This window comes from Dongia sp. P2_B8 (assembly GCF_056404715.1).
This window is the reverse complement of record NZ_JBFUDM010000009.1, coordinates 188,483-213,297: the sequence shown is the minus strand read 5'-3', so window position 1 is coordinate 213,297 and position 24,815 is coordinate 188,483. Positions and strand designations below refer to the sequence as shown.

The 24,815-nt window shown below is 59.1% G+C and carries 14 protein-coding genes; 9 read left to right on the top strand and 5 right to left on the bottom strand.

Annotation, left to right across the window (positions count from 1 at the left end; all coding sequences use genetic code 11):
- Positions 1 to 13: 13 nt before the first annotated feature.
- The 3 genes from xylB (at position 14) to AC1DWZ_RS21930 (ending at position 3,817) form a co-directional block, all read left to right on the top strand.
- Positions 14 to 1,474, top strand: coding sequence for a xylulokinase (gene xylB, locus AC1DWZ_RS21940; protein ID WP_477171085.1), 1,461 nt, complete (start codon positions 14 to 16; stop codon positions 1,472 to 1,474).
- Between the two features lie 86 nt (positions 1,475 to 1,560).
- On the top strand, positions 1,561 to 2,622 hold the full coding sequence (locus tag AC1DWZ_RS21935) for a sugar phosphate isomerase/epimerase family protein (RefSeq protein ID WP_477171084.1): 1,062 nt from the start codon (positions 1,561 to 1,563) through the stop codon (positions 2,620 to 2,622).
- Positions 2,623 to 2,635: 13 nt separating this feature from the next.
- A complete protein-coding gene (locus AC1DWZ_RS21930; protein ID WP_477171083.1) occupies positions 2,636 to 3,817 on the top strand; it encodes a Gfo/Idh/MocA family protein in 1,182 nt (393 codons plus the stop codon).
- Here the strand turns inward: AC1DWZ_RS21930 and AC1DWZ_RS21925 are convergent.
- The 3 genes from AC1DWZ_RS21925 to AC1DWZ_RS21915 are packed head-to-tail and all read right to left on the bottom strand — an operon-like array spanning position 3,814 to position 7,364.
- Positions 3,814 to 4,575, bottom strand: coding sequence for an SDR family NAD(P)-dependent oxidoreductase (locus tag AC1DWZ_RS21925; protein ID WP_477171082.1), 762 nt, complete (start codon positions 4,573 to 4,575; stop codon positions 3,814 to 3,816). The genes AC1DWZ_RS21930 and AC1DWZ_RS21925 overlap by 4 nt on opposite strands.
- A gap of 13 nt (positions 4,576 to 4,588) precedes the next feature.
- On the bottom strand, positions 4,589 to 6,637 hold the full coding sequence (locus tag AC1DWZ_RS21920; protein ID WP_477171081.1) for an adenylate/guanylate cyclase domain-containing protein: 2,049 nt from the start codon (positions 6,635 to 6,637) through the stop codon (positions 4,589 to 4,591).
- Positions 6,638 to 6,692: 55 nt separating this feature from the next.
- Entirely contained in the window at positions 6,693 to 7,364 is a 672-nt protein-coding gene (locus tag AC1DWZ_RS21915; protein ID WP_477171080.1) for a hypothetical protein, read from the bottom strand.
- 232 nt (positions 7,365 to 7,596) lie between these two features.
- On the opposite strand from AC1DWZ_RS21915, the gene AC1DWZ_RS21910 reads away from it, so the two are divergent.
- The 4 genes from AC1DWZ_RS21910 to AC1DWZ_RS21895 all read left to right on the top strand — a co-directional run bounded on the left by AC1DWZ_RS21910 (position 7,597) and on the right by AC1DWZ_RS21895 (position 13,751).
- Positions 7,597 to 8,562, top strand: a complete 966-nt coding sequence (locus AC1DWZ_RS21910) for an autotransporter outer membrane beta-barrel domain-containing protein (protein ID WP_477171079.1) — start codon at positions 7,597 to 7,599, stop codon at positions 8,560 to 8,562.
- Between the two features lie 100 nt (positions 8,563 to 8,662).
- Positions 8,663 to 11,005, top strand: coding sequence for a WD40 domain-containing protein (locus AC1DWZ_RS21905; protein ID WP_477171078.1), 2,343 nt, complete (start codon positions 8,663 to 8,665; stop codon positions 11,003 to 11,005).
- A 45-nt stretch (positions 11,006 to 11,050) separates the two neighbouring features.
- Positions 11,051 to 12,064 (top strand): ornithine cyclodeaminase family protein, encoded by a 1,014-nt coding sequence (locus AC1DWZ_RS21900; protein WP_477171077.1) that lies wholly within the window; start codon positions 11,051 to 11,053, stop codon positions 12,062 to 12,064.
- Between the two features lie 619 nt (positions 12,065 to 12,683).
- On the top strand, positions 12,684 to 13,751 hold the full coding sequence (locus AC1DWZ_RS21895) for a hypothetical protein (RefSeq protein WP_477171076.1): 1,068 nt from the start codon (positions 12,684 to 12,686) through the stop codon (positions 13,749 to 13,751).
- Between the two features lie 2 nt (positions 13,752 to 13,753).
- Here the strand turns inward: AC1DWZ_RS21895 and sbmA are convergent, their stop codons facing one another.
- Positions 13,754 to 15,037 (bottom strand): peptide antibiotic transporter SbmA, encoded by a 1,284-nt coding sequence (gene sbmA / locus AC1DWZ_RS21890; RefSeq protein WP_477171075.1) that lies wholly within the window; start codon positions 15,035 to 15,037, stop codon positions 13,754 to 13,756.
- Positions 15,038 to 15,131: 94 nt separating this feature from the next.
- Positions 15,132 to 16,499: an L-serine ammonia-lyase gene (locus AC1DWZ_RS21885; protein WP_477171244.1), complete on the bottom strand. Its 1,368-nt coding sequence runs from the start codon at positions 16,497 to 16,499 to the stop codon at positions 15,132 to 15,134.
- A 694-nt stretch (positions 16,500 to 17,193) separates the two neighbouring features.
- On the opposite strand from AC1DWZ_RS21885, the gene AC1DWZ_RS21880 reads away from it, so the two are divergent.
- Both AC1DWZ_RS21880 and AC1DWZ_RS21875 read left to right on the top strand, forming a co-directional pair.
- A complete protein-coding gene (locus AC1DWZ_RS21880) occupies positions 17,194 to 23,652 on the top strand; it encodes a hypothetical protein (protein ID WP_477171074.1) in 6,459 nt (2,152 codons plus the stop codon).
- Between the two features lie 101 nt (positions 23,653 to 23,753).
- Positions 23,754 to 24,731 (top strand): M23 family metallopeptidase, encoded by a 978-nt coding sequence (locus AC1DWZ_RS21875; protein WP_477171073.1) that lies wholly within the window; start codon positions 23,754 to 23,756, stop codon positions 24,729 to 24,731.
- Positions 24,732 to 24,815: the final 84 nt, after the last annotated feature.

The following is a 24,815-nucleotide window of genomic DNA, read 5'->3' as shown; positions in this document are numbered from 1 at the left end:
ATCAGGAAACTTTATGTTCATCGGCATCGACCTTGGCACATCTTCGATCAAATGCGTCCTCGTGGATGCCGACGAACGGGTGATCGCCACCGCCAGCGAGGCTCTGGAAGTGACACGACCAGCTCCATCGCAGTCGGAGCAGGATCCGGAGACATGGTGGACCGCAACGCTGGCGGCGCTAGATCGCCTGGCGCGCGAAGCGCCAGCCGCCATGAGGGCCGTCTCGGGCATCGGCCTGTCCGGGCAGATGCACGGCGCCACCCTCCTCGATGCGCAAGACCGTGTCCTGCGTCCCTGCATCCTGTGGAATGACGGCCGCTCCGCCGCAGAATGTACCGAGATGGAGGCTGCGTGGCCCCCCTTGCGCGCGGTCACCGGAAACATTGCCATGCCGGGCTTCACCGCGCCGAAGCTCCTCTGGGTCAGGCGGCACGAACCGGCGATCTTTGCCGCTACCGCCAAAGTGCTGCTGCCCAAGGCCTATCTGCGCCTGCGGTTGACGGGCGAATATATCGAAGACATGTCCGATGCTGCCGGCACACTATGGCTGGACGTCGGCAAACGCGATTGGTCCGATGCGGCACTTTCCGCGACCGGCCTTACGCGCAAACATATGCCGAGCCTTGCCGAAGGCTCGGCGCCAGCGGGCCGATTGCGACCCGAACTCGCAAGGCGCTGGGGCATGGATGTGCCGCCCATCTTCGCGGGCGGCGCCGGAGACAATGCAGCCGGGGCCATCAGCCTTGGCGCCGTGCGGCCAGGCGACGCCTTTATCTCGCTCGGTACCTCAGGTGTGCTCTGGGCCACGACGGCGGGCTTTGCACCAAATCCAGCTGAAGCCATACACGCTTTCTGCCATTGCCTGCCGAGGAGCTGGCATCAGATGGGTGTCATCCTCTCAGCTGCCTCCTGCTTAGGTTGGCTGGCAACAACGCTCGGCGCCTCGGAAGCGGATCTCCTCGCCGGCATGGATGATAAGGTGAGTTGTCCCAGCGACACCCTGTTCCTCCCCTATCTCTCCGGTGAACGCACGCCACATAACGATCCCCACATCAGAGGCGCCTTCGTCGGTCTGTCTCACGAGACAGACCGACCAGCACTCGTCCAATCTGTCATGGAAGGCGTCGCCTTTGCGCTGAAGGACAGCTTGAACGCCCTCCGTGCAGCCGGCACCCACATTGAGACTGCCGACGTTATTGGCGGCGGCGCGCGCTCAACGCTCTGGCTGTCGATCCTCACCAATGTACTCGATCTGCCGCTGTCGCAGATCACCGGCGCGGAAGTCAGCGGCGCCTTTGGAGCAGCCCGCCTGGGTCGACTGGCTGCCAGCGGCGAAGACCCACTTGTCGTTTGCAAACCGCCTCGACGAGCTGCCACCATCATGCCCGATGCCAGTCTGCGCGATGGTTATGCAGCCGCCTATGCGCGCTACCGGAAGCTCTATCCAAGCCTGAAAGAAGTTGCACCAAACTGACCCACTCAAGATTTCGTCGCTCTATCTCTGACCAACAATCAAAATGCGCCAGCTGGCAAAGGCGCCGTAAAATGGGAGAAACGATCATGGCACTGACCAACATCAAGGGACCAGCCATCTTTCTAGCGCAATTCGCCGGCGACAAGGCGCCGTTCAATTCCTTCGATGCGATCTGCAAATGGGCCGCCGGGCTTGGCTTCAAAGGCGTCCAGGTTCCCAGCTGGGACGGCCGCATGATCGATCTCGAAAAGGCGGCTAAGTCGAAGGCCTATTGCGAAGAGTTGAAGGGCACTGCTGCCAAGCACGGCATCACGATCACCGAGCTGTCGACCCATCTCCAAGGCCAGCTGGTCGCCGTGCATCCGGCCTATGATCAAGCCTTTGATGGCTTTGCGCCGCCAAAAGTGCGCGGCAACCCGAAGGCGCGACAGAAATGGGCGGTTGACCAGATGTTGCTGGCGGCCAAGGCCTCACAGAATCTGGGTCTTGTCTCCCATGTCACCTTCTCGGGTGCCCTCGAATGGCCCTTCATGTATCCCTGGCCCCAGCGCCCTAAGGGATTGACCGACACGGCGTTCGAAGAGCTGGCCAAGCGGTGGTTGCCGATCCTCAACGCCTTCGACAAAGCAGGGGTCGATGTCTGCTACGAAATTCATCCTGGCGAAGATCTCCATGACGGAGTGACCTTCGAGATGTTCCTGGAACGCGTGAAAAATCATCCACGCTGCAACATTCTCTATGACCCATCACATTTCGTGCTGCAATGCCTCGACTATCTTGAATACATCGACATCTATCATGAGCGTATTAAGATGTTTCATGTGAAGGATGCCGAGTTCAATCCAACCGGCCGCCAGGGGGTCTATGGCGGCTATCAGAGCTGGGTCAACCGTGCCGGCCGCTTCCGGTCATTGGGCGACGGACAAGTCGATTTCAAGGGCATCTTCTCGAAGTTCGCGCAGTACGGCTTCAAAGGCTGGGCCGTCATGGAATGGGAATGCTGCCTGAAGCATCCGGAAGAGGGCGCCAAAGAAGGTGCTATCTTTATTCGCGATCACATCATCCGGGTGACCGAGAGGGCCTTCGACGATTTCGCGAGCGGCGGCACAGACAAGGCCGCCAATCAACGCATGCTCGGCATCCGCTAAGGGAGACAGACAAATGGCTATCGAAGGCAGCAAGGACAAAGGCGGCAAGGACCGTATTCGGCTCGGCATGGTGGGTGGCGGCGAAGGAGCCTTTATTGGTGCCGTCCATCGCCTGGCTTCGCGCATGGACGATCAATACGAGCTAGTGGCGGGTGCGCTCTCTTCCACACCCGCTAAATCGAAGCGCTCGGCCGCAGCCCTGGGAATCGCCAAGGACCGCTCCTATCCAGATTTTGAAACCATGGCCGTGAAAGAAGCAGCACGCGAAGATGGCATCGAGGCGGTGGCGATCGTAACGCCCAATCATCTCCACGCCCCAGCGGCCCGCGCGTTCTTGGATGCCGGGATCCATGTGATCTGCGATAAACCGATGACGACCACGCTGAAGGATGCGCTCGATCTCAAGAAACGCGCCAAGAAGGCACGGCGTATCCTGGCCGTTACCTATAACTATACCGGCTACCCGATGGTGCGTCATGCGCAACAGATGGTGGCCGACGGCGATCTTGGCACGTTACGTATCGTGCAGGTCGAATATCCACAGGATTGGCTCACCGAGAAGATCGAGGCCACCGGCCAGAAACAGGCCTTGTGGCGCGCCGATCCGAAACAATCCGGTGCAGGCGGTTCGATTGGCGATGTCGGTACCCACGCCTACGACATTGCCTGTTTCGTCAGCGGCCTGCAGTTGGATTCACTGGCAGCCGACCTCACCTCCTTCGTACCGGGCCGCAAGCTCGACGACAATGCCAACATCCTGCTGCGTTTCCGCGGTGGAGCCCGCGGTATGCTGTGGACCAGCCAGGTGAGCCCCGGCAATGAGAACAATCTGAAGCTTCGGGTTTATGGGACCAAGGGCGGCCTGGAATGGCATCAGGAGCATCCCAATCAACTGCTCTGGTCACCCTTTGGCAAACCGACGCAGGTGCTTTCTCGCGCCACGGCTGGCGCCAATGCAGCAGCTGCCCGCGTCACCCGCGTGCCACCAGGGCACCCCGAGGGCTATCTCGAAGGCTTTGCCAACATCTACACAGAAGTGGCGGCGGCGATCCGGGCCGCACGCATCCGGCGCCGGCCGGATCCAGCGGTTACCTTTCCAACTGTGACTGATGGCGCCCGCGGCGTTGCCTTCATCGAAGCCGCCGTGAAATCATCCCAGCGCAACGCCGCCTGGGTGAAGGTCGCCAAGGTCTAGGCCATCAACTGGCCACCATTTACCTCGATGATCTGTCCGGTGACATAGCCGGACAGGTTGTCGGAGGCAAGATAGAGCACTGTTCCCGCGCAATCCTCGGCCGTCCCCAATCGCATTTGCGGAATGCTCTTGCGGGTACCCTCGAGCTTTTCCGGCGTCGAGTGCCGCACATGGAAATCGGTGTGGATGGTGCCCGGCGAGATAGCATTCACGCGAATGCCATTGGGCGCCAGCTCCCGCGCCAATGACCGCGTGAAGGTCGAGACGAAGCCCTTGGCGCCACTATAGATGCTGGAACCCGGACTGCCGCCCGTGCGTGCCGAGACGGAACTGACGTTGACGATGACTCCCTTGCCACAGGCGGTCAGGTGCGGCAGCGCGGCACGACAGCAATGCACCAGCGAGCGGACATTGAGATTAAACACTTCATCAATGAATGCATCATCGATCTCAGCCAAAGGCCGACGCCCGACCATACCGCCGGCATTGTTGATGAGGATGTCGAGCCCGCCCAGTTTACCTACTGTCCTGGCCAGCAGATCGGTTGCCGCGTTGGGTGCCATCAGATCGGCACCGAGTGCGATTGCGTGACCACCCTGCCCGCTTATCTCGCTGGTCAGGGCCGCGGCAGCATCCTTGCCCGCATGGTAATGGACAGCAACCTTGGCGCCCGCAGCAGCAAAGCCGCGCGAGATGGCAGCACCGATCCCGGTTCCGCCACCTGTCACCAACACATGTTTCCCACGCAGATCCTGCATCCCCGGTTCCACTTTATTTAGATCCCTGTTGAATGACGCCTTCCCAATTACTCATCGGCGTTTCGGCATAACTTTGCGCCCAGACGACATAGCGCGCAGCCAAGGCGTCGCCTTTCTGCGCCAGCACAGCAAAGGCAGATGCCGCTTCGGTAAAAGAGCCCTTTCGCCACAAGGCCAGGGCGGCAGCAAAGCCCTCTATATCCAGACTCGCCGCTACATCCGGCTCAAGCGGCTGGAACAACCGCACCGGCTGGTCACGTCCCACGACACGGATGAAATCCAGCTCCCGAAAGGCGAAGTCTCGGGCCGCCGCCTCCTGGACCTGTTCGCTCACCACAATGGGGATGCCGTAATGCTTACCAACCCCTTCCAAGCGCGAGGCGACATTCACCGCGTCGCCCATCACCGTATAGTTGAAGCGCTGTGATGAACCAATGTTGCCTACGATCGCATCGCCCCGATGGAGGCCGATGCGAATGGCGATCCGACCGTCACCACCGATGAACAGCGGTTCGTCCTGCAAAGACATGATCATGGCGAGGCTAGCACGCACAGCGTCTGAAGATGAATTCTCGCGCACCAGCGGTGCCCCGAAAATCGCCAGGACACCGTCGCCGATATATTTGTCGACGAACCCGCCATGAGCCTGGACGATATCGGTCATGCGCCCGAAATATTTGTTGAGCTCATCAACCAACGGTCCTGGCTCCACCCGCTCCGAGAGCGTCGAATAAGAGGCGATGTCGGAAAACAGAATGGTGACGTCGCGTAGTTCGCCACCGAGCGACGGCAGCTTTTCCTCCCGCACAAGACGATCGACCTCGCTGCGTGGCAGATAGAGCGAGAATGCCTGGCGCAACTGCCGCCGCGCCCGGTCCATGCTGCCCATGCGCAATGCAATGCCCGTGGGTGCCGCCAGTGACATAGCAAGAATGCCAGTGATAATAGGGACCACGAGGTAGTACGCGAAGGCAAGCGTTGATGCTGCCGCCCAGCTCAGAACCAAGAATATCCAGATTGGTAGAGCTGCTTTTGGCTTGCATACCACAAATAGCATTGTCGAAATCAACGCGATCATTGCAACAACAGCGATCCGCAGCCAAGCTGGCAGTTCTCGTAAGCTGCTATCGTGGAGAAGGTTATCGACGGCAACGGCGTGAATTAGCACTCCAGGCATGAGATCACGCGAGATCCCGGAATAGTTCTCAGGAGCTGACTTCTTTACGCAGCGAGGGCCTGCGCTGGAGCCGTCAGGCATTGTGGCAAACCTACCTGATGTAAGTCGGCGATCTTCGATGTCCAAGATGCCGCCAAGGATGAGGGCCTTGCCTTTGAAATTTCTTACGAAAAAGCTTTTGTCGCCTATTTCCGCACATGCCCGAAGATCTGCGAGCGAATAGATCAGTGGCCGCCCTGCGGCAGCAAAATTCAACTGAATATCGTTGCCGCCCGTTAGATCGTACGGATCCCGTCCTGTCATCGTCTGGAAAACTGCCGCAGCGAGCCCGAGCTTTCGCTCACCATTGGTCGTGGGAATCGAAATCGGCATTTCTCGCGTGACCCCATCATCGTCCGTTCGTAGATTTGCGGGGCTTTGATTCCTCAAATCAAACTTATCACGCGCACCAACGGCATATCGCTGCTGTACCGTTGGCAGAACAGGCTCGATCTGGTGCTGCGTGAATCCAAGAACTACCTTCCCTTCCTTGGCCCCTCTCCGCAACGCGTTCAACCAAGGGCGGTCATAGCCAGGAGATATGCTGTCAGCTGTGGTGCCAATGATGATATCGACACCTACTATCTTCGGTTCGGCATCGAGTACTGCATTCAGGATTAGTCCGAGCTCTGGCGTCCACAGTGCTTGCGGCAGGTTGCCGAAATGATCCTCATCGCGATAAGTCTCTTCATCCACCGCGAGAATCGCAATCTCGTTGCTGATCGGCGGTGGTCCCCAGATGCGGAAATGGATGAGATGCAGGAGATCGATCGAGAGGCGGTCCAGCGCAATGCCCCACGACGAGAAGGAGGCCGCGCTGATGAGCGCAGCCGCGGCCAATGCCAATAAGACGTTCCGCCGCCCCCGCAAGCCGCCTCGCTCTTTGCTTTGATCCGACCAATCAGTTGGTCGTATTCGTTCCTGATTCGAGGATAACGACCCTCTCCAGCGCCCCAGTCTTGGCTGACGTGGCGGCAGCGTCAACCTCTACGACGATCGCAGCTTTGGCGCCAGTGACGCGGTAGCTCATGCCGGGCTGCATTTCGAGGTTTACGGCGCGGAAGTCGATGCGACCGCTTTCCGGGGCGAGCTTCCAGGATTCACCACCTTGCAACGGCTGGATTGTGACGCTTTCGCTCTTGGCAGCCATGATCAGCGGCTGGCGGCTATAGATATGTTTGACCTGGCCGCGGAACGCGATGGTTGCGCTCTGTTGGGATTCGTCGGCGGTCAGGGCGAGCTTGTTGACCGCACATTCGGTCTTTTCGCGAATGACCTTGCCGCCCTCAACCACCGATTCCTTGGTGCCAACCGTGATCGATCCGCCGGTGATGGTCTCTCGGACGCAGGATTTGAGGTAGCCCAGGATCATCGTTTCACCGGCCGCCAGGGCGACCGTGTCTTTCTCGGCCAGGAGATCAAATGGCTGTCCCTTACCCTCGGTTTTGGTGGATTCCTCGACAATGGCGACCGGCCGGGAAGCCGCCTCAGCCGGGGCGCCAAGCAGCATCATGGCCACTGCAGTGATACTGGCAGAAAAGACCAAATATCTGATTTTATTAAACTTACTCATGATTTTAGCATCTTCTTAGCTTCACGGTCGGCAATGTTCTGAGGCATCATAGGCGGACGGGCATATTAGACGCTATGGGAAGGCCAGGGGTTTGTGATGCCTGTCACAAGGTGGTGTTGACGGTCTTGGCGGTGGTCGCTAGAAGCGTTATCCGACCACCTGTACAAAAATACAATTTCCCGGACCGGGTGTGAACTCGGCCCGTGGGACGATAATTTTTACGAGGGACGAAATGGCATTTTGGGCAAAATCACGGCGGATCGCCCCCAGGCTCATCCTGGCGGCAACCATCCTTGGCGGCGTCACCGGCAAAGTGGCAGTGGCCGACGATGAAATTGAAAAGAAGATCCGCGACGAGGTCAGCCGCCGCGTAACCGACGCGATTTCCAAGCGAATCGGCGACGATGTGACCTCCGACATCGATGGCATGCCGGACTCTGGTTATACCAATAGCGTCTGGCTCACCCCCAGTTACGCCAACATTACCAGCGACAGTGACAGTCTGATCGAAGAGGCCGGCAGCAAGTTCGATACCGACCTCTGGACGATCCCGTTCGGTATCGATCACCGCTTTGGCGATTCCTTCTTCCTCGGTATTTCCGGCGCCTATGCCAATTCATCGACCGACATCGATATCATCGATGGCGGTCCGGATGCGGATTTCTACAGCGATACCTTCACGGTCTCGCCCTATGTCGCCTATCGATTCGCCGACTATTTCTTCGCGACGGCTTTGTTCTCCTATGCTTATAGCGATGGCAAGGCCACCGCGGACGGCACCGAAGACGTTGATTCCGACAGCCAGACCTTCTCGACTGAACTTGCCCTCAATGCAGCGATGCCGGTTGGTGACTTTATCCTGAAGGGCAAGGCCGGCTGGCGCTTTGCCTACACTGAGCTGCTCGATTTCGAGGGGGAAGGTGATGATGACAGCGATGCTCACACTGCGCTCGCCAACGTCGAGGTCGGCTATAATCTCGATCCCTTCGTTCCTTATGTCGGCATCCAGTACGAACACGTCTTCCCGGAGAATGTGCCCCTGGTCGACGAGGGCGACACGGATTATCTCTATCTCTCCGGCGGTGTCCGGGCGAGTGTCACGGATTGGATGTCGCTGGGTGCGGGCGTCCGCGCCGAAGTGATCAACCAGGAAACCAACCAGGTCGGCGGCCAGGTGGAATTCAAGGCGCGCTTCTAAGATTGGTTTCAGGGATGACATTCCGGGGGGGCGTGCTTCGCATGAGCGGACACGCCCCTTTTCTTGAAGGGACGGCGTTCAAGGATTGGAGTTGGCAGATATGTTTGCCTCACTGTTCCACTTGCGCCATGCAGTACGGCTGCTGCCGCTTTGCCTCCTGCTGTCTGCCGGCCTATCGATAGCCCGAACGTCCGCCCAGGACGCTGTCTTCGACGCGATCGGCAGCCACATTTCCGAAAACGTGCTCTATGCCCAGGCGCAGCTGAAGATCAGCACACCGCTCCTCAGGCTCACTGACGTATCGGTCGGCACCGGTGGCAACAGCTTTGCTCTGCTGGGCAGTGATGGCGCCTATCGCCTTTGGAACCTTCAGGCCGGCAGCCAGCAGGCCGTGATCAAGGCAAAACCGGGCACCGCCTTTGCGCCATCTGCCAGCGGCACAACCCTGATGATCGGCAGCTCAGATGGCAGTATTCAGCTGATCGACCCACACAGCGGCAAGGCCTTCGCAACCCTTGCAGGCAAGTCGGCCGCAATCACAGCTCTCGCCGGCAGCTCCGATGATGTCTGGGCCTTTGCCGGCACCGAAAAAGGTGAGATCGCGGCCTGGCAGCTCGATGGCAACAAGCAGGTTTGGCAGGTGCCCGGTTTGCACGCTGCCGTTCGCCGGCTCGCTGTCTCTGCCGATGGAAGATTCATTGCGGCAGGGGATGATGCCGGCAATGTCATTGTCATCGACGCGGCAAACGGTAAGCCCACGACACAAAAGGTGGCTCTGGGGCAATCCGTTGCCGCCCTGTATCTCTCGCAGGACGGCAACCAATTGGCCGTCCTCGGCAGTAAGGGGGCCCTGCAGCATGCCGGCGGGCTGGGCGATATCGGCGCTATGAACATGGCTGACATCGGCCTTACCGGCGCCAGTGCGGTCGCGTTGCGTGACGACAGGACCGTCGATCTCGTCGATCTCAGAACCGGAAAGACGCGACATAAGATCACCGAGCTCAAGACACCAGCTATTGGTCTCATTTATGATGAGGCGGCAGCCAAGGTCATCGTGATCGACGCCAGCGGGGCGTTGCAAGTTTTCGACACGGAAACGAAGGAGCTCGTGCTGTCGATCTTCATATCCGGCCAGGGCTGGGCATTGATCGACCGCCAGGGTCGCTTCGACGGCTCGACCAGTGGGCTGCGCGGTATCGCCTGGGCGGTGAAGAAGTCGAATTTCCCAATCTCCTCCCTCACTCAGGCCTTCGCGGATCCCGGCATGCTGTCAGCTGTGCTCGACAAGGACAAGCGCGCGCTGCGCGAGGTGCCAGGCAATCCGGTCGAGAAATTTCCCCTGCCGCCCAAATCGGAAATCGAACCGATTTCCACCGATCTCGCTGGCGACAAGCCTTACCAATTGTTGGTCATCGCCACCGACCAAGGCGGTGGCATCAAAGACGTCCGGCTCTATCACAACGGCAAGATCGTCGATATCGGCGCCATCCTGGAGCAGAAGGATGCGGAGATTGATGGCAAGCATGTCCGGGTCGTCGGTTACAATGTGTGGCCGGTACCGGGGCCAAATGTCTTCCAGGCGGTAGCGACCGGATTCTACGACAATCCCGGCGAGCAGGCAGAGATGCGCAAGACCTTCTCCGGCGAACCCCGCAGGGGCCGTCTCAATCTCATCACAGTCGGCATCTCCGCCTACGGCCGCCTGCCTAAGGAATATCAATTGAAGGTCGCCGCCAACGATGCCGAGCGCGTCAAGTCGGTGGTCTCGACCTATTCCAAAACGCTCTTCAGCGATATCGCAAGCTCAGACCTCACCAACGGCAAAGCAACCCGCGCCCGGATCCTCGCCACCCTCGATGGTTTGAAAACCGCCAAACCGGAAGATTCGGTGATCCTTTTCCTCTCGGGCCACGGCGTCACCGATGACAGCGATTGGTACTTCCTGCCCAGCGATGCAACGGCTGACGATCCCGACACCTGGATTTCGGCGAGCGACATCCGAGCTGCTCTGGAAAAATCCGGTGCACAGCGCGTCTTCGTCATCATCGACGCCTGCTATTCGGGCGGCACGGTCGAGAATTTCTACGCCGTCACCTCGTTCCAGAAGCGCTTCCTGACCAACGGGTTGCGCAGCTCCGGTATCCAGGTTCTCACCGCCACACGGCGAGATCAACTGGCGCCGGAAAGCGCCGAACTTGGTGCTGGCTTCCTCACCTACCTCGTCGACCAGGCCTTGAAAGGCAAGGGCGATGTCGATCCACGCGACGGCTGGGTATCATCACAGGAGGTGGCGAAATTCACCTATGCAGCTTTGCCCACGCTGTTCCTCGCACAACGGGAAAAGAACCCCAAGGCGTTCCGCGCGGTCTATGGTTCCGATGTGCAGGAGCCGGACGTCTACTCCATTGGCGCCGATTTGCTGATCGCCAAAACCGGGCAATAAGGCGATGATTGATCGACGCAGTCAGATTCGCCTCGGGGACCCAGCATGACCACGACCAAGCCGATCTACATCAGTTTCCTCAATGGCGAAGATGTCGCCAAGCTCGCGCTCACCGACGACGAAATCCTGACTGCAGTCCAGGAAAGCCTGCGTGCCCAGGGTAACAAACAGACCGTGATCGAGCCCCGCGTGCATCTGGTGCCGGAAAGCTCGGCGCTCGGCCATTTCAACGTATTGCGCGGGGTGGTGAAGCCGCTGGGCCTTGCCGGTGTCAAAGTGGTTGGCGACTTTGTTGGCAATTTCGAGCAGGGACTCCCCTCGGAAATGGCGGTCCTCAATCTCTTTGACCCGCAGACCGGCATGCCGAAGGCTATTCTGGACGCAACCGCCATCACCGACATGCGCACCGGCGCCATCACCGCCCTCGGGGCGAAGCATCTCGCCCGCAAGACCAGCAAGGTACTGGGCCATGTCGGCGCCCGCGGCACCGCCTATTGGAACGTGCGCTTGCTCGACCGACTGTTCGACTTTGATGAAATCCGCGTGCATTCGCGCCGTCCGGAAAGCCGCGACGCCTTTGCAGCGCGCCTCTCGGCCGACCTTGGAAAGAAAGTCTCGGTTACGGCCGATTGGGAATCCTGTGTGCGTGGCGCTGATATCGTCGTTGAAGCATCGCGCCTGCCGGAGCCGCGACCCTTGCTGAAGACCGAATGGATCAAGCGCGGCGCCCTGGTCGTCCCTTATGGCACCATGAGCGCCGTCGAAATTTCCCTCACCGACATCATGGATAAGGTCGTGGTCGATGATTGGGGGCAATGCCGCAAAGGCCTGCCCTTCGGAGCCCTCCGTCAGCATGTCGACAGCGACCGCCTCACCGAAGAAAACCTGCATGCTGAACTCGGCCAGATCGTGGCCGGCTTGAAACCGGGACGCGAGAACGATGCTGAGACCAATCTGTTCTGGCATCGCGGCCTCAGTCTCAGTGACATCGCTCTTGGGCATGCCTTGCTGACCAAAGCGGCCAAGTTGGGCATCGGCCAGAATTTGCGCTTTATCTGAGAGGGCCGCCACGAAGCCGGCGATCTCTCACCCCTGGCGATCCGACGTCGCCTGAAGGTTGGTCCCAATAGCGCTGCCGCGCGCTGTGGCACCCGAAGAGATCACCGGCCATCGCATCACGGCATCGCCTGCTGTTGAGAAGCAGGATCAAAAGCGCGAGAGGGAACGTCTCGCCTCCAACCCCACCCACTGCAAGGCAGCGCCGATGCACAACGCTAAGATGACCGCACCCGCATCACAAACGAGATTCCCTTCGTCTGCCTTGAAGATTTTCTAGTGTCCTGACACCCAATAGTTTTTCTAACTGTGGCGCGAGGAAGCCTCGATTGTGGCCGGGCAAATAAACAGCTCGAATGCCGGCGGCTCGACAACCACCCAAGTCTTCAACTTGATCACCTGATCGCGATGATGACCGGTTCGTCAGTCACACTCCCGGATCCTACTGTCCTCCGCAGGGGATCCGATCTCCCAGAACCAAGCCTCACTCAGCCGGGCAGTCCTGCAAGACTGCCCGGCTCCTCTTTTCCGTGGCTGACATCGACATTCGTGGCGGACCGCCCGATACTCTCTCAAGGACGGCGCGACTCGGGCAGCATTTCAACAAAGAGGCAAACTGGCCATGCGCTTGATCGACGACAGCGACCTCGATGCGGCCGTCGCCGCCAACATTCTCGATCGCAGCCAGGTGGAGCGCCTGCGTGCCTTCCTCGCCACCCGGAAGCCGCCTGCGCAGCCAGCGCGTTTCGATTTCTCCCATATCCTCTGGTATGCAGGCGCCCTCATCATCATCGGCGCCATGGGCCTGTTCACGACCCTGGCCTTCGATGCGATGGGCGGCAAAGCCTTGACCATGACGGCGCTGATCTACGCCGCCATTGCTACGGCAATTGCGCACAAGCTGTGGAATCGCCCCGGCCTGCGTGTACCGGCCGGCCTGCTCATTGCGGTAGCCGTCAGCATGACGCCGCTTGCCATCTTCGGCGTCCAGGCGAGCTATGATCTTTGGCCAACGGGTTTTGACGAACCTGACACCTACGGTGCCTTCTATGACTGGATCAATGCCAGTTGGGTCTATATGGAGCTGGGCACAATCTTGGTGGGCGCCCTTGCCTTGCGGACCTACCCCTTCCCGTTCATCGCCGCCATCATGGCCCTGGCGCTGTGGTTCCTGTCGATGGACCTCACGCCCTGGATCTTCCATGGCGACAATTGGAGCTGGACCATCCGGCAGGACGTCTCTATGTGGTTCGGCCTCGCACTCATGGTGATCGCCGGCATCCTTGACCTCAGGAAATGGGCGGCCGGGGACTTTGCCTTCTGGCTGCATCTCTGCGGCATCTCCGCTTTCTGGGGCGGTCTCAGCATGCATGACAGTGACAGCGAATTGGCCAAAGCTTTCTATTGCTTGATCAACATCGCCCTGGTGTTCCTCTCTGTCTTCCTGATGCGCCGGATCTACGCGATCTTCGGCGCGTTCGGTATCGCCTACTATCTTGGTTATCTCGCTGACGAGGTGTTTGCTGATTCCCTGCTCTTCCCGATCGCTTTGTCAGCCATCGGCCTCGGCGTCATCGCTGCCGGTATCGTCTATTTCCGACGTCGTGCGCAAATTCTGACCTGGCTCCGAGAGATCCTGCCGCCGGCCCTGCAAAGGCTGCGCCCGGTTCATGCCCGGGCGCAGGTCTAGATCTAGGCCTGAGGTGCGACGAAAACCTCCTGTTCAATCGGCGCCAGAGGCTGTGCATTGATAGCCGCTTCAAACGCCTTCAGACGTTTGTAGATTGACAGCAGTTCGACGATCGTCGTCCATGAGTTCACCAGATATTGGAACGAGCTCTGCACTCGGTCGAAGGCTCGGGCAATCTGCTGCATGACGCCGAGCGTGAGCGTCCCAGCAAGGATCGACGGGCCCAGCACCAGATAGGCAACCGGCACGCTCGCCTGCAGGTAGGCGTACCGCACAACGTTGAAATAAAGATAGTTGAAATAGAGCCGGAAGTAATTGCTCCGCACATTGTTAAAAAGCTCCCGCACGGTGAGAGGCTGCGCTCGCGTTGGGTCGTCTTCGCCCAGCACCAGTTCCTTGCGATAAGCCGCCTCAACCCGCTGGTTGCGGAATTGCAAGCCCGGCAGGCGAATACCAGTGATGGCAAGGATGGCGGTTCCCAGCACCGACCACAGGATCGCAACGAGGACCAGAGGCTGTGGTACGTCGCCAATAAGTGGCAAACCCTTCACATGGACCGATAACGCCCACAAGATGGGGAGGAAGGCGATCAATGTCATCACGGAGTCGATCAGGCTGCCGCCCAGACCCTCCATGATCGTCGCAAATCGCATCGTGTCTTCCTGGACGCGCTGTGAGGCGCCTTCGATATGCCGCACCTTCGGCCACAGCGACATATAATAATTGTTCATCGCCGTCCGCCAGCGGAACACATAGTGGCTGATGAAGAAGCTGCTGAAGACCGCGATGGTGATGTAAAGCAGCGCAATCCTGGCAAAAGTCAGCAGCTGGCCGTAGTAATCCTCGGCCGTGATGCTTTTAGGGTTCGCCAGCGCACGCTGAATGAGATCGTAGAACGAGCCAAACCATTCGTTGATCATCACATCGAGTTGCACTTGGTACCATGTCGTGAAGATGATTGCCGCCGAGCCCAGCACCGACCAGCGACCCCAGCCATGCGGCGCAAACCAGAGCCAGAAGCCACAGAAGATCGCGTAACTGGCCAAGGTATACTGATAAAACCAAAAGCTGGCTGGCAAATCACTGGCGGCGGCAAACGCTGCTTTCGCCGCATCATCGGCACCCTCCGGCAATTCGGCCGGAAAATGCAGACCGAAGAGACTGCCAAGGCTCAACCCCTGCCAGCCATCCTGCGCCAGGAAGAACCAGACGAGGACGCACAGAATCGACCAGATGGCGAAGGAGAGGAAGAACAGCCGCGGTTTGGGAAAGAAGGAATGGAACACGTTGAATTGCTCCCTATCTGCAGGCGCGGATCAGCGCGCCTCTAAATGACCAGATGATTGGGTAAAAGGTTGAGTCACTGCCAAAATTAGGCTTTCAACATTCAGGCAAATTTACGGCAAGGCCGCCTAGGCTCGTTTCTTTGAACTTGCTGTTCATTTCTTCGCCTGTCTGCCGCATAGCTTCGATGCAATTGTCGAGTGGCATGAAATGAGAACCGTCGCCGCGCAGGGCGAGCGATGCAGCCGCTACCGCCTTGATGGCGCCAATGCCGTTGCGCTCGATGCACGGCACCTGCACGAGACCAGCCGCCGGATCGCAGGTCATGCCGAGATGATGCTCCAGCGCGATTTCCGCTGCGTTCTCAACCTGCGACGGGGTCCCGCCCAGGACCGCGCACAGTCCTGCCGCAGCCATCGCGGCCGCCGAGCCGACCTCGCCCTGGCAGCCGGCTTCGGCGCCCGAAATCGAGGCATTGTGCTTGATCAATCCACCGATCGCCGCAGCCGTCAGCAGGAATTCTGATACCTTCGCAGGTTCGGCACCGAAGCAGTGGTCAAGATAGTAACGGATGACCGCTGGTACCACGCCGGCAGCCCCATTGGTGGGTGCCGTGACGACTTTGCCACCGGCCGCATTCTCTTCATTGACGGCCATGGCATAGACACTCAGCCAGTCTGAGGTGACGTGAGGCTGCGCCCTGTTGGTGCCCCTTTCTTTTTCGAGCTGCTCGCGGATCGATCGCGCGCGCCGCTTTACATGCAGCCCGCCCGGCAACTCGCCCGTCTGCAACAAACCACGATCAATGCAGCCGTTCATGGTCGACCAGATGCGGTCGAGTCCATCCTGGAGATCCTGTGGCGACATCGTCTGCAACTCGTTTGTGCGTTTCATCGCAGCAATCGACATTCCGCTTTCTTTCGCCATTGCCAGCATGGCAACCGCACTGTCGAACGCATACGGCCGGGAAACAGCATTTGTTTCCGCGGTCGCGGATGTCGGGTTGTTGAGTTCCGCCTCGGTCACGACGAAGCCGCCGCCGATCGAATAGAAAACCTCCCTCAGGAACGATCTTCCCTGCGCATCGACCGCCTCGAAGACCAGGCCATTCGAATGCCCGGGCAATGAAGGGCCATAGTCGAACACGATGTCTGCCACCGGATCAAAGGCAAGCGCTGGCAGCCCGTCCGGCCGCACAATCTTTTTGTCGTAAAGGTCGGCCAATCGTTGCTCGGCCTCGCCCGGCACAATTCCAGCCGGCGTATAACCGATCAGCCCCAGGGCTACGGCTCGGTCCGTTGCATGCCCCTTGCCGGTAAAGGCCAGGGACCCGTGGAGAGTTACCCGCAGGCCCGCAGGCACACTGGCGGATTTGTGATTGCGCAGCATATTCAGGAAGCGAACCGCGGCGGTCATCGGCCCCATCGTATGGGATGAAGATGGGCCAATACCGATCTTAAACATGTCGAAGACACTGAGGAACATCTGGCGGTCTCAAAACTCTCTAGGCGGGCTGGAATCAATCTCTGGCAGGCCCGGCGTCATGCTAGCGTAACCAAACGGCTTTAAAAATAGCTATCGCGGTTCCGTATGCTCGGCACCCGCCTAGAGACGGCAAGAATATGCTGAAATGCTCAAGGGGGCGTAGCGGCATCAAGCGGCATCACGCCACCGATCCGGTGAGGCCGCCGGAAACGAAGATGTGCATCGGCTTTTTAGCATCCAAAATGTTCCCGCCTCGTGCCTCCCCTCTCCATGCGTTTGGCGGGAGGATGAGGCCGGCCGGGTTCTGCAAAGGGTCTGGCGGCACGGCATTAAGCACGCGCCGATATTTGAACTGTCGCGTCCTGCCACGTGGGTGGTCATCCTTCACCAGGCTTGCGGTCAACAAGACCCGAGAAACATCTGCGAGAATCAAACATTTTGCTGCTCCAAATGCTCCGCGAAAATGAACATACGTTGCCTCGACCTCCCGCTGGCAGGTGCACGTCTTCCTTTCGGGTATTCGACGCTATGTAAATATCGGTGGTAGGGCGTATAATGGTAGAGTTATATTCCTAGAAGCTATATATACGCGATATACGCGTAGCTGTTGGGAACGAGGCAATGAGACGCGCTCCGCGTCGGCAGCTTCACTGAATCACCCTGGGGGCATCCGATGACCATGCAAACCGGCACGACCAATAGCGACACGATCACCTTCGTGGCAGGCGACACGGCGATCGATGGTCTGGCGGGCAAGGATACCCTTCTTTTCAACACAGCGGATGCCGATATTTCAGGGACGACGCTGACCAGCATTGAGATCCTGAAAGCGGGTCTGACGCTTGCCACCACTTTTACAGTGGACCAGGCCGATCTGATTTCCAGCAGTTCGGTCATCGGCAGCACCGGCGCCGATACGCTGATCATTGTCGGCACCAGCTTCGATCTTCGTAGCACGACTCTCACCAGCGTGGAGATTCTGCAAGCCGGGTCGACAGCCGCCACCCAATTTACGCTCGACCAGTTAGATCTGGCGAACGGCGGCGCCATTGTCGGCAGCGGCACGGCCGGCGACAAGGTGACAATCAATGGCACCAGCCTCAATCTGACCAGCACAACCCTGGATAATATCGAAGGCCTACTCGCCGGCAAATCGACCGCCACGACCTTCACCATCGACGCCAGCGATCTTGCCTCCCTGACCAGCGTCACCGGCAGCAGCGGGAACGACACGCTGATCGTCAAGAATACCGCCATCGACCTCAGCAGCACGGTTTTGTCCAGCATTGAAATCCTGAAAGCAGGGTTGTCTGTCGCCACCACCTTCACCGTCGATGCGGATGACCTCGCTTCGGGCGGTTCGGTGATCGGCAGCAGCGGCTCGGATACGCTGACTGTGCTGGATACCGCTTTCGATCTCAGCAGCACGGCCCTCTCCAGCATCGAGAGATTGCTGGCCGGTTCCACCGATGCGACCACCTTCACCGTCAACCAAGCGGACCTCGCCAGCGGCGGCACGGTTGAGGGGACCGGTGAAGACGATACGTTGCAAACGATGAGCGCCACCCTCAATCTGACCAGCACGACCCTGAACAGCGTTGAGATCTTGGCAGCCGGCACGACCGCCGCAACGACCTTTACGGTCAATGCGGATGACCTTGCTGCGGGCGGCACCGCCAGCAGCGTCACCGGCAACACCGGTGCCGATACGCTGATCATCAGAAACACGGCATTCGATCTCACCAGCACGGCGCTGACCAGTGTCGAGAAATTGCAAGCCGGGCTGGCGACCGCCACCACCTTCACAGTTGATGCCGATGATCTCACTTCAGGCGGCTCGGTGATTGGCAGCGGCGGGTCCGATCAGCTGATCATCTTGGGTAGCATCTTCGATCTCAGCAGCACGGCATTGACCAGCGTCGAGAAACTGGTGGCCGGATCCACCGATGCGACAATCTTCACCGTCAACCAGGCGGACCTCGCCAGCGGTGGCTCTGTCATAGGCACAGGTGACGTCGATATATTGCAGACGGCCGGCACCCTTCTCGATCTCAGCAGCACGACCCTGACCGACATAGAGATTTTGCAGGCAGGCACAACTGCCGCCACAACCTTTGTCGTCAACACGAATGGCGTGACCGACCTGGCTTCGGGGGGATCCGTCAATGGCAACGCCGGCAACGATACGTTGACCATCAAGAGCACGGCGTTCGACCTCACCAGCACATCGCTGACCAGCGTTGAAATACTAAAGGCCGGTCTGGCAACCGCCACAACCTTCACGGTCGAGGCCGATGATTTGGCCTCTGGCGGCTCGGTGATCGGCAGCACCGGTTCCGATACCTTGAGCATCCTCAGCACGGATTTCGATCTCAGCAGCACCGCTCTCACCAGCATCGAAAAACTGCTTGCTGCCACCACAGACGCCACCACTTTCACACTCAATCAGAACGACCTGGCGTCGGGCGGTTCGATCATTGGCCATTCGACCGGTACGGATGTCATCGTAGCCGGCGGGACGTCGCTCAATCTCAGCAGCACGACATTGACCAGCATCGAAGAATTGCAGGCTGGAACCACCAGCAATACTGTGCTGACGGTCAATCAGGCGCAGCTCAACACCTTAGATATCGCTGGCAACAGCGGGAGCGACACGCTGCAGATGGCCCGCACGCTGTTCGACCTCACCAGCACGACGCTGACCAGCATCGAGAATCTGGGGGCGGCTCTCAGCACGGCAACGACGTTCAAGGTGGATGCCGCAGATCTCGTTTCAGGCGGCTCGGTTACCGGGAGCACCGGTATTGACACGCTGACGATTATCGGGACGGCCTTCAATCTCAACAGCACCAGCCTGACCAGCATCGAAAAGCTGATCACCGCCTCAAGCAACAGCACGCTGTTCACCGTCAATCAGGGCGACCTGGCGGCCGGTGGTTCGATCGTCGGCAGCAGCAGCGTCGATACATTGTTGATTGCTGGAACGGCATTGAATCTCGCCAGCACGACATTGACCAGCATCGAGAAACTGCAGGCCGGTTCGACAAGTGCGACAACTTTCACCGTGGACCAGACAGACCTTGCCGCCAACGGAACAGTTGCCGGCAGCACTGGCAACGACACGCTGGCTGCAGCCGGCACCAGTCTCAACCTGACCAGCACAGCGCTCAGCAGCGTGGAAATTCTCTCGAGCGCTCATTCCAACGGCACCACCTTTACGCTGGACGTCAGCGACCTGGGCAGCCTTGGATCGATTACCGGCAGCACTGGCGGCAGTGATACGCTCATCGTGCTCAGTTCCGTCATCGACCTCAGCGCCAAAGCCGTGACCGGCGTCGAGACGTTGAAGGCGGGGCTGAACATCGCTACCATCTTTACCGTGAATCAAGCTGATCTCGCTTCTAGTGGATCTGTGGTCGGCAGCACCGGTATCGACACGCTGATTGCAGCCGGAACCAGTCTCAACCTTTCGAGCACGACCCTCACCAGCATCGAAACCTTGCAGGCGGGCAATTCTCTCGCCACAACCTTCACGGTCAATCAGGCGGATCTGGTTTCGGGCGGTGCCGTGAACGGTAGCAGCGGCAGCGATACAGTCGCGGCAGCAGGCACCAATCTGGACCTGACCAGCACGACCTTGACCAGCATCGAGCAGCTTTCCAGCGTACATAGCAGCGGTACGAAATTCACCCTCGACGTCAACGATCTCTCCGATCTCACGACGATCACCGGCAGCACCGGCACCGCGGACTCCCTTGTCCTGGCCACCACCGATTTTGACCTTGGTGGCATTACCATCACTGGCATTGAGACGCTGCAAGCCGGACTGGCAGCAGCAACCACCTTCACACTCGAGGATCCAAGCAGCTTTGCCGCCATCATCGGTTCGACAAAGATCGATACGCTGATCGGCAATAGCACAGATTTTGATCTCTCCAGCACAACACTCACCAGCGTCGAGATCCTGCAGGCCGGCAGCACCGACGCCACCACATTCACCGTCGATCAGGCTGATCTGATTTCGGGTGGCACGATTATCGGGACTGGCGAAGACGACACAGTGGCGGCAGCTGGCGCTGCGCTCGACCTCACCAGCACGACCCTGGACAGTATCGAAATCATTGCAGCCGGCCTGTCAACTGGCACGACATTCAAGGTCGACCAAGGCGATCTCCTGTCTGGCGGCACCGTGGCTGGCCATAGCAGCGGCAGCGACACGTTGACGGTCAACGGAACTGCCCTGGATCTGACCAGCACGACACTGGACAGCATCGAAATATTGAAGGCAGGAAAGTCAGCCGCGACCCTCTTCACGGTGGACCAGGCCGACCTTCTCTCCGGTGGCACGGTCGTTGGTAGTAGCGGCAACGACACGCTTCTGATCAATGGCACGACGCTCAACCTGGCCAGCACAACACTGACCAGTATCGAGATTTTGAAGGCCAGCAGCGCTGCAGGCACAACCTTCACCGTTGACCAAGGCGACCTCGCCTCTGGCGGCACAGTACAGGGTCATACCAGTGGCCTCGACACCTTGGTTGCGGCCGGAGCCGCGCTCGACCTTACCAGCACCTCGCTGATCAGTGTCGAGATCCTGAAAGCCGGCAGCACGGCTGCTACCCTTATCACGGTGGACCAAGCCGACCTTCTGTCTAGCGGATCGGTGACCGGCACCAACGGTACGGTCACACTGGCGATCAACGGTACCAGCCTCAATCTCACCAGCACGACGCTGACCAGTATAGAGGTCTTGCAAGCCGGAAAATCGACCGCCACTCTATTCACGGTGGATCAGGCCGACCTTCTATCTGGCGGCACCGTGCAGGGTAGCAGCGGCAATGACACGCTGGCCACAAATGGTGCGAGCCTGGACCTGACCAGCACCGTACTCACCAGCATCGAGACCCTGAAGGCCGGCACGACCGACCCCACCAGCTTTACGGTGGACCAGGCGGATCTGGCATCCGGGGGCACGGTGATCGGCGCGGCGTCCACCTCTGCCAGCGACAGCCTGACCATCAACGGCACCAGCCTGGATCTTTCCAGCACAACTCTGACCAGCATCGAAGTTTTGACGACCAGCAGTGCCGCAGGCACAACGTTCAAGGTGGACCAAGGCGATCTCGCTTCCGGCGGCAGCGTGCAAGGTCATACCAGCGGCACCGACACTTTGTTGGCAGCCGGAGCCAGTCTCAATCTGACCAGCACGACTCTCAGCAGCATCGAAATTCTAAAGGCAGGTCTGGCGATCGGGACGATTTTCACGGTCAACCAAGACGACCTAGCTTCCAGTGGATCAGTTACCGGGCATACCAGTGGCAGCGATACGCTGGCGAGCGGCGATACTGGCCTGGATCTCACCAGCACGACCCTCACCAGCATTGAGATATTGCGGGCCGGCCTCGCAGTCGCCACCACCTTCACGGTAGACCTCAATGATCTGGCGACTGGTGGCACAGTGCAGGGTAGCACCGGGGCTGATACGCTGATTATCATTGGCACCGACTTTGATCTCTCCAGCACCACGCTCACCAGCATCGAGACCCTCAAAGCGGCAACTGCCGGCCCCACGACCTTTACGGTGGATCAAGCAGATCTGGCCTCAGGTGGCGTTGTACTGGGCAGCACCGGTGCCGATATACTGCTCACCAATGAAGCGAGTCTCGATCTCACCAGCACGTTGCTGACCAGCGTCGAAATTCTGCAGGCTAGCCCCTCTACCGGGACCATTTTCAAGGTCGATCAGCTTGATCTCCTTTCCGGTGGCACAGTGGCCGGCCATAGCAGCGGCACCGATACGCTGACAATCAACGGCACGGGCCTGGATCTCACCAGTACAACACTGACAAGCATCGAAATCCTGAAGGCGGGGAAATCCACCGCAACCACCTTCACGATGGATCTGGATGATTTGGCCTCTGGTGGCACAGTACAGGGCAGCACCGGCATCGACACACTGATCATTCTTGGCACGGATTTCGACCTCTCCAGCACAACGCTGTCCAGCGTCGAGATTCTGCACACCAGCAGCGCTGCCAATACAACCTTCACGGTCGATTCGGGTGACCTAGCATCCGGCGGCAGTGTCGAGGGGCATGCCAGCGGTACCGATACGTTGCTGGCGGTCGGGACCTCCCTCGACCTGACCAGTACGACTCTCTCCAGTGTCGAGATCCTTCAAGCCGGCAGCTCAGATAATACAACCTTCACGGTCGACCAAAGCGATCTCAGCGCGGTCACCTCGGTGCTGGGACATACCGGCGGCACGGACACGCTGTCCATACACGGCACCAGTCTGAACCTCACCAGTACGGCCCTGACCAGCATCGAGATACTGACCACCGACAGTTCGCTGGGCACCACATTCACGGTGAATTCGGGCGATCTGGCTTCCGGCGGTAGCGTAGTTGGTCACGGCAGCGGCACCGATACGCTGGTGATCGCCAACGCCAGTCTCGATCTCACCAGCACGACCCTCTCCAGTGTCGAAATCTTGAAAGCGGGGCTTTCCCTCGCGACAACCTTTACCGTGGATCAGGCCGATCTGGCATCGGGCGGTTCGGTCATCGGCAGCAGCGGCAGCGATACGCTGATCGTCGACGGTAACGCAATCGATCTCAGCAGCACCACGTTGACCAGCATTGAGACAATCGAGACGTCCACGCCGAGCAACGCCACCATCTTCACCATCGGCGCCGGTCAAGGCAGTGCAACCGTGCAACTCACTGCGAACGGCGAGTCGGATACCATCATCTTCACCGGTGCGTATAAGGTGACTACGACGACCAATGATGCGTCGATCTTGGCGCATACGCTGGTTGTCGATAACTTCAGCGATGGCGCGTCTGGCGATGTGATCGATGTTTCCAGCCTGGCGAATGGGGCGCCGACGAATTCTCTGGATATCAGCTCCTATATCGATCTGGCCAATCCTGCCACCCTGAAGGATGCGCTGAATCTCGCCGCGGCGGGCGATGGCCACACAACCTCGAACGTCGTCACGTTCCAGTATGCTGGCGACACTTATGTGCTGATAGATAAATCGGCGAGCGCTTCGCTGGGATCGGATGACGCTGTCGTCAAGCTGGTCGGCACGCATACGCTAACGGACGCAGATAATTTCAGCTTCTGATTCACTTGCAGCGGCGCGTTATGTGGTCGGAAGCTGGAGCCTGTAGATTAGAAATGAGTTGTTCCGTCCGTCTTAGATCATCCGGCGGCAGGTGTTGGTAAATGATTCGCTTGCCCATCGGTCTTGCGGCCATGTTTATGGCAGCGGCGATCCAGCCGGCGATGGCAGATCCCACTTTTGCCATGCCGGCAGCTTGCCTGATGGGGCAAGATTGCTTCGTTCAAAACTATGTCGATATGGATGCCACGTCTGGTGCAGCTGATTTCTCCTGCGGCGGGCTGACCTATGACGGCCACAAGGGTACTGATATCCGCCTGAAGAACTATGTCGCCATGGAGAAAGGCGTCGATGTCCTGGCAGCTGCGCCCGGCACGGTGCTGCGGTTGCGCGACGGCATGGACGACATCAACGTCCGTGACATCGGTGTCGAGGCGATCAAGGATCGTATGGCTGGCAACTCGGTGATCATTGATCATGGCGATGGCTGGGTGACGCAGTATGGCCACATGAAGAAGGGTAGTATCGTGGTGGCGCCCGGCCAGTCCGTCGCGGCCGGCGAAAAGCTCGGGCAGATCGGCCTCTCCGGTAATACCGAATTTCCGCATCTTCATTTCGAAGTACGCCATAACGATCAGCCGATCGATCCATTCACAGATGAAGAAATGGGAGCCGGATGTGGTGTCTCCAAGCACCGACTTTGGCTGCCAGACCTTGCCTATCAGGCTGCTGGTCTCCTCAATATAGGATTTTCGACCGAGAAACCTGCGCCTGAGGCCGCGCGTCATGGCGCCTATATGGCCACGTCACCAACGGCCGACAGCGCGGCGTTGGTCTTCTGGGTCGATTTCTTTGGCCTGCAGGCGGGGGACAAAATCATCCAGCAGCTCACGGCGCCAGACGGAAGCGTCGTCGCCCAAAGCGATCAGACCGCGGCAAAGGCCAAGGCGTTGTTCTTCTCCTTTGTGGGCAAAAAGAAGCCGGCCACTGGATGGCCATCAGGCACCTATCGCGGCGTCATTCGCCTGTTGCGCGGTGAAAAACCAGTGATAGACCGAGTAACGGAAATCCATCTGCCCTAAGTCCTACCACGCGGCGGCAGCGCCCGATTTTCCCTGTCCAAACTTCATTTCTGCCGTTAACTTATGCCGGAATCTGGTGTGCAA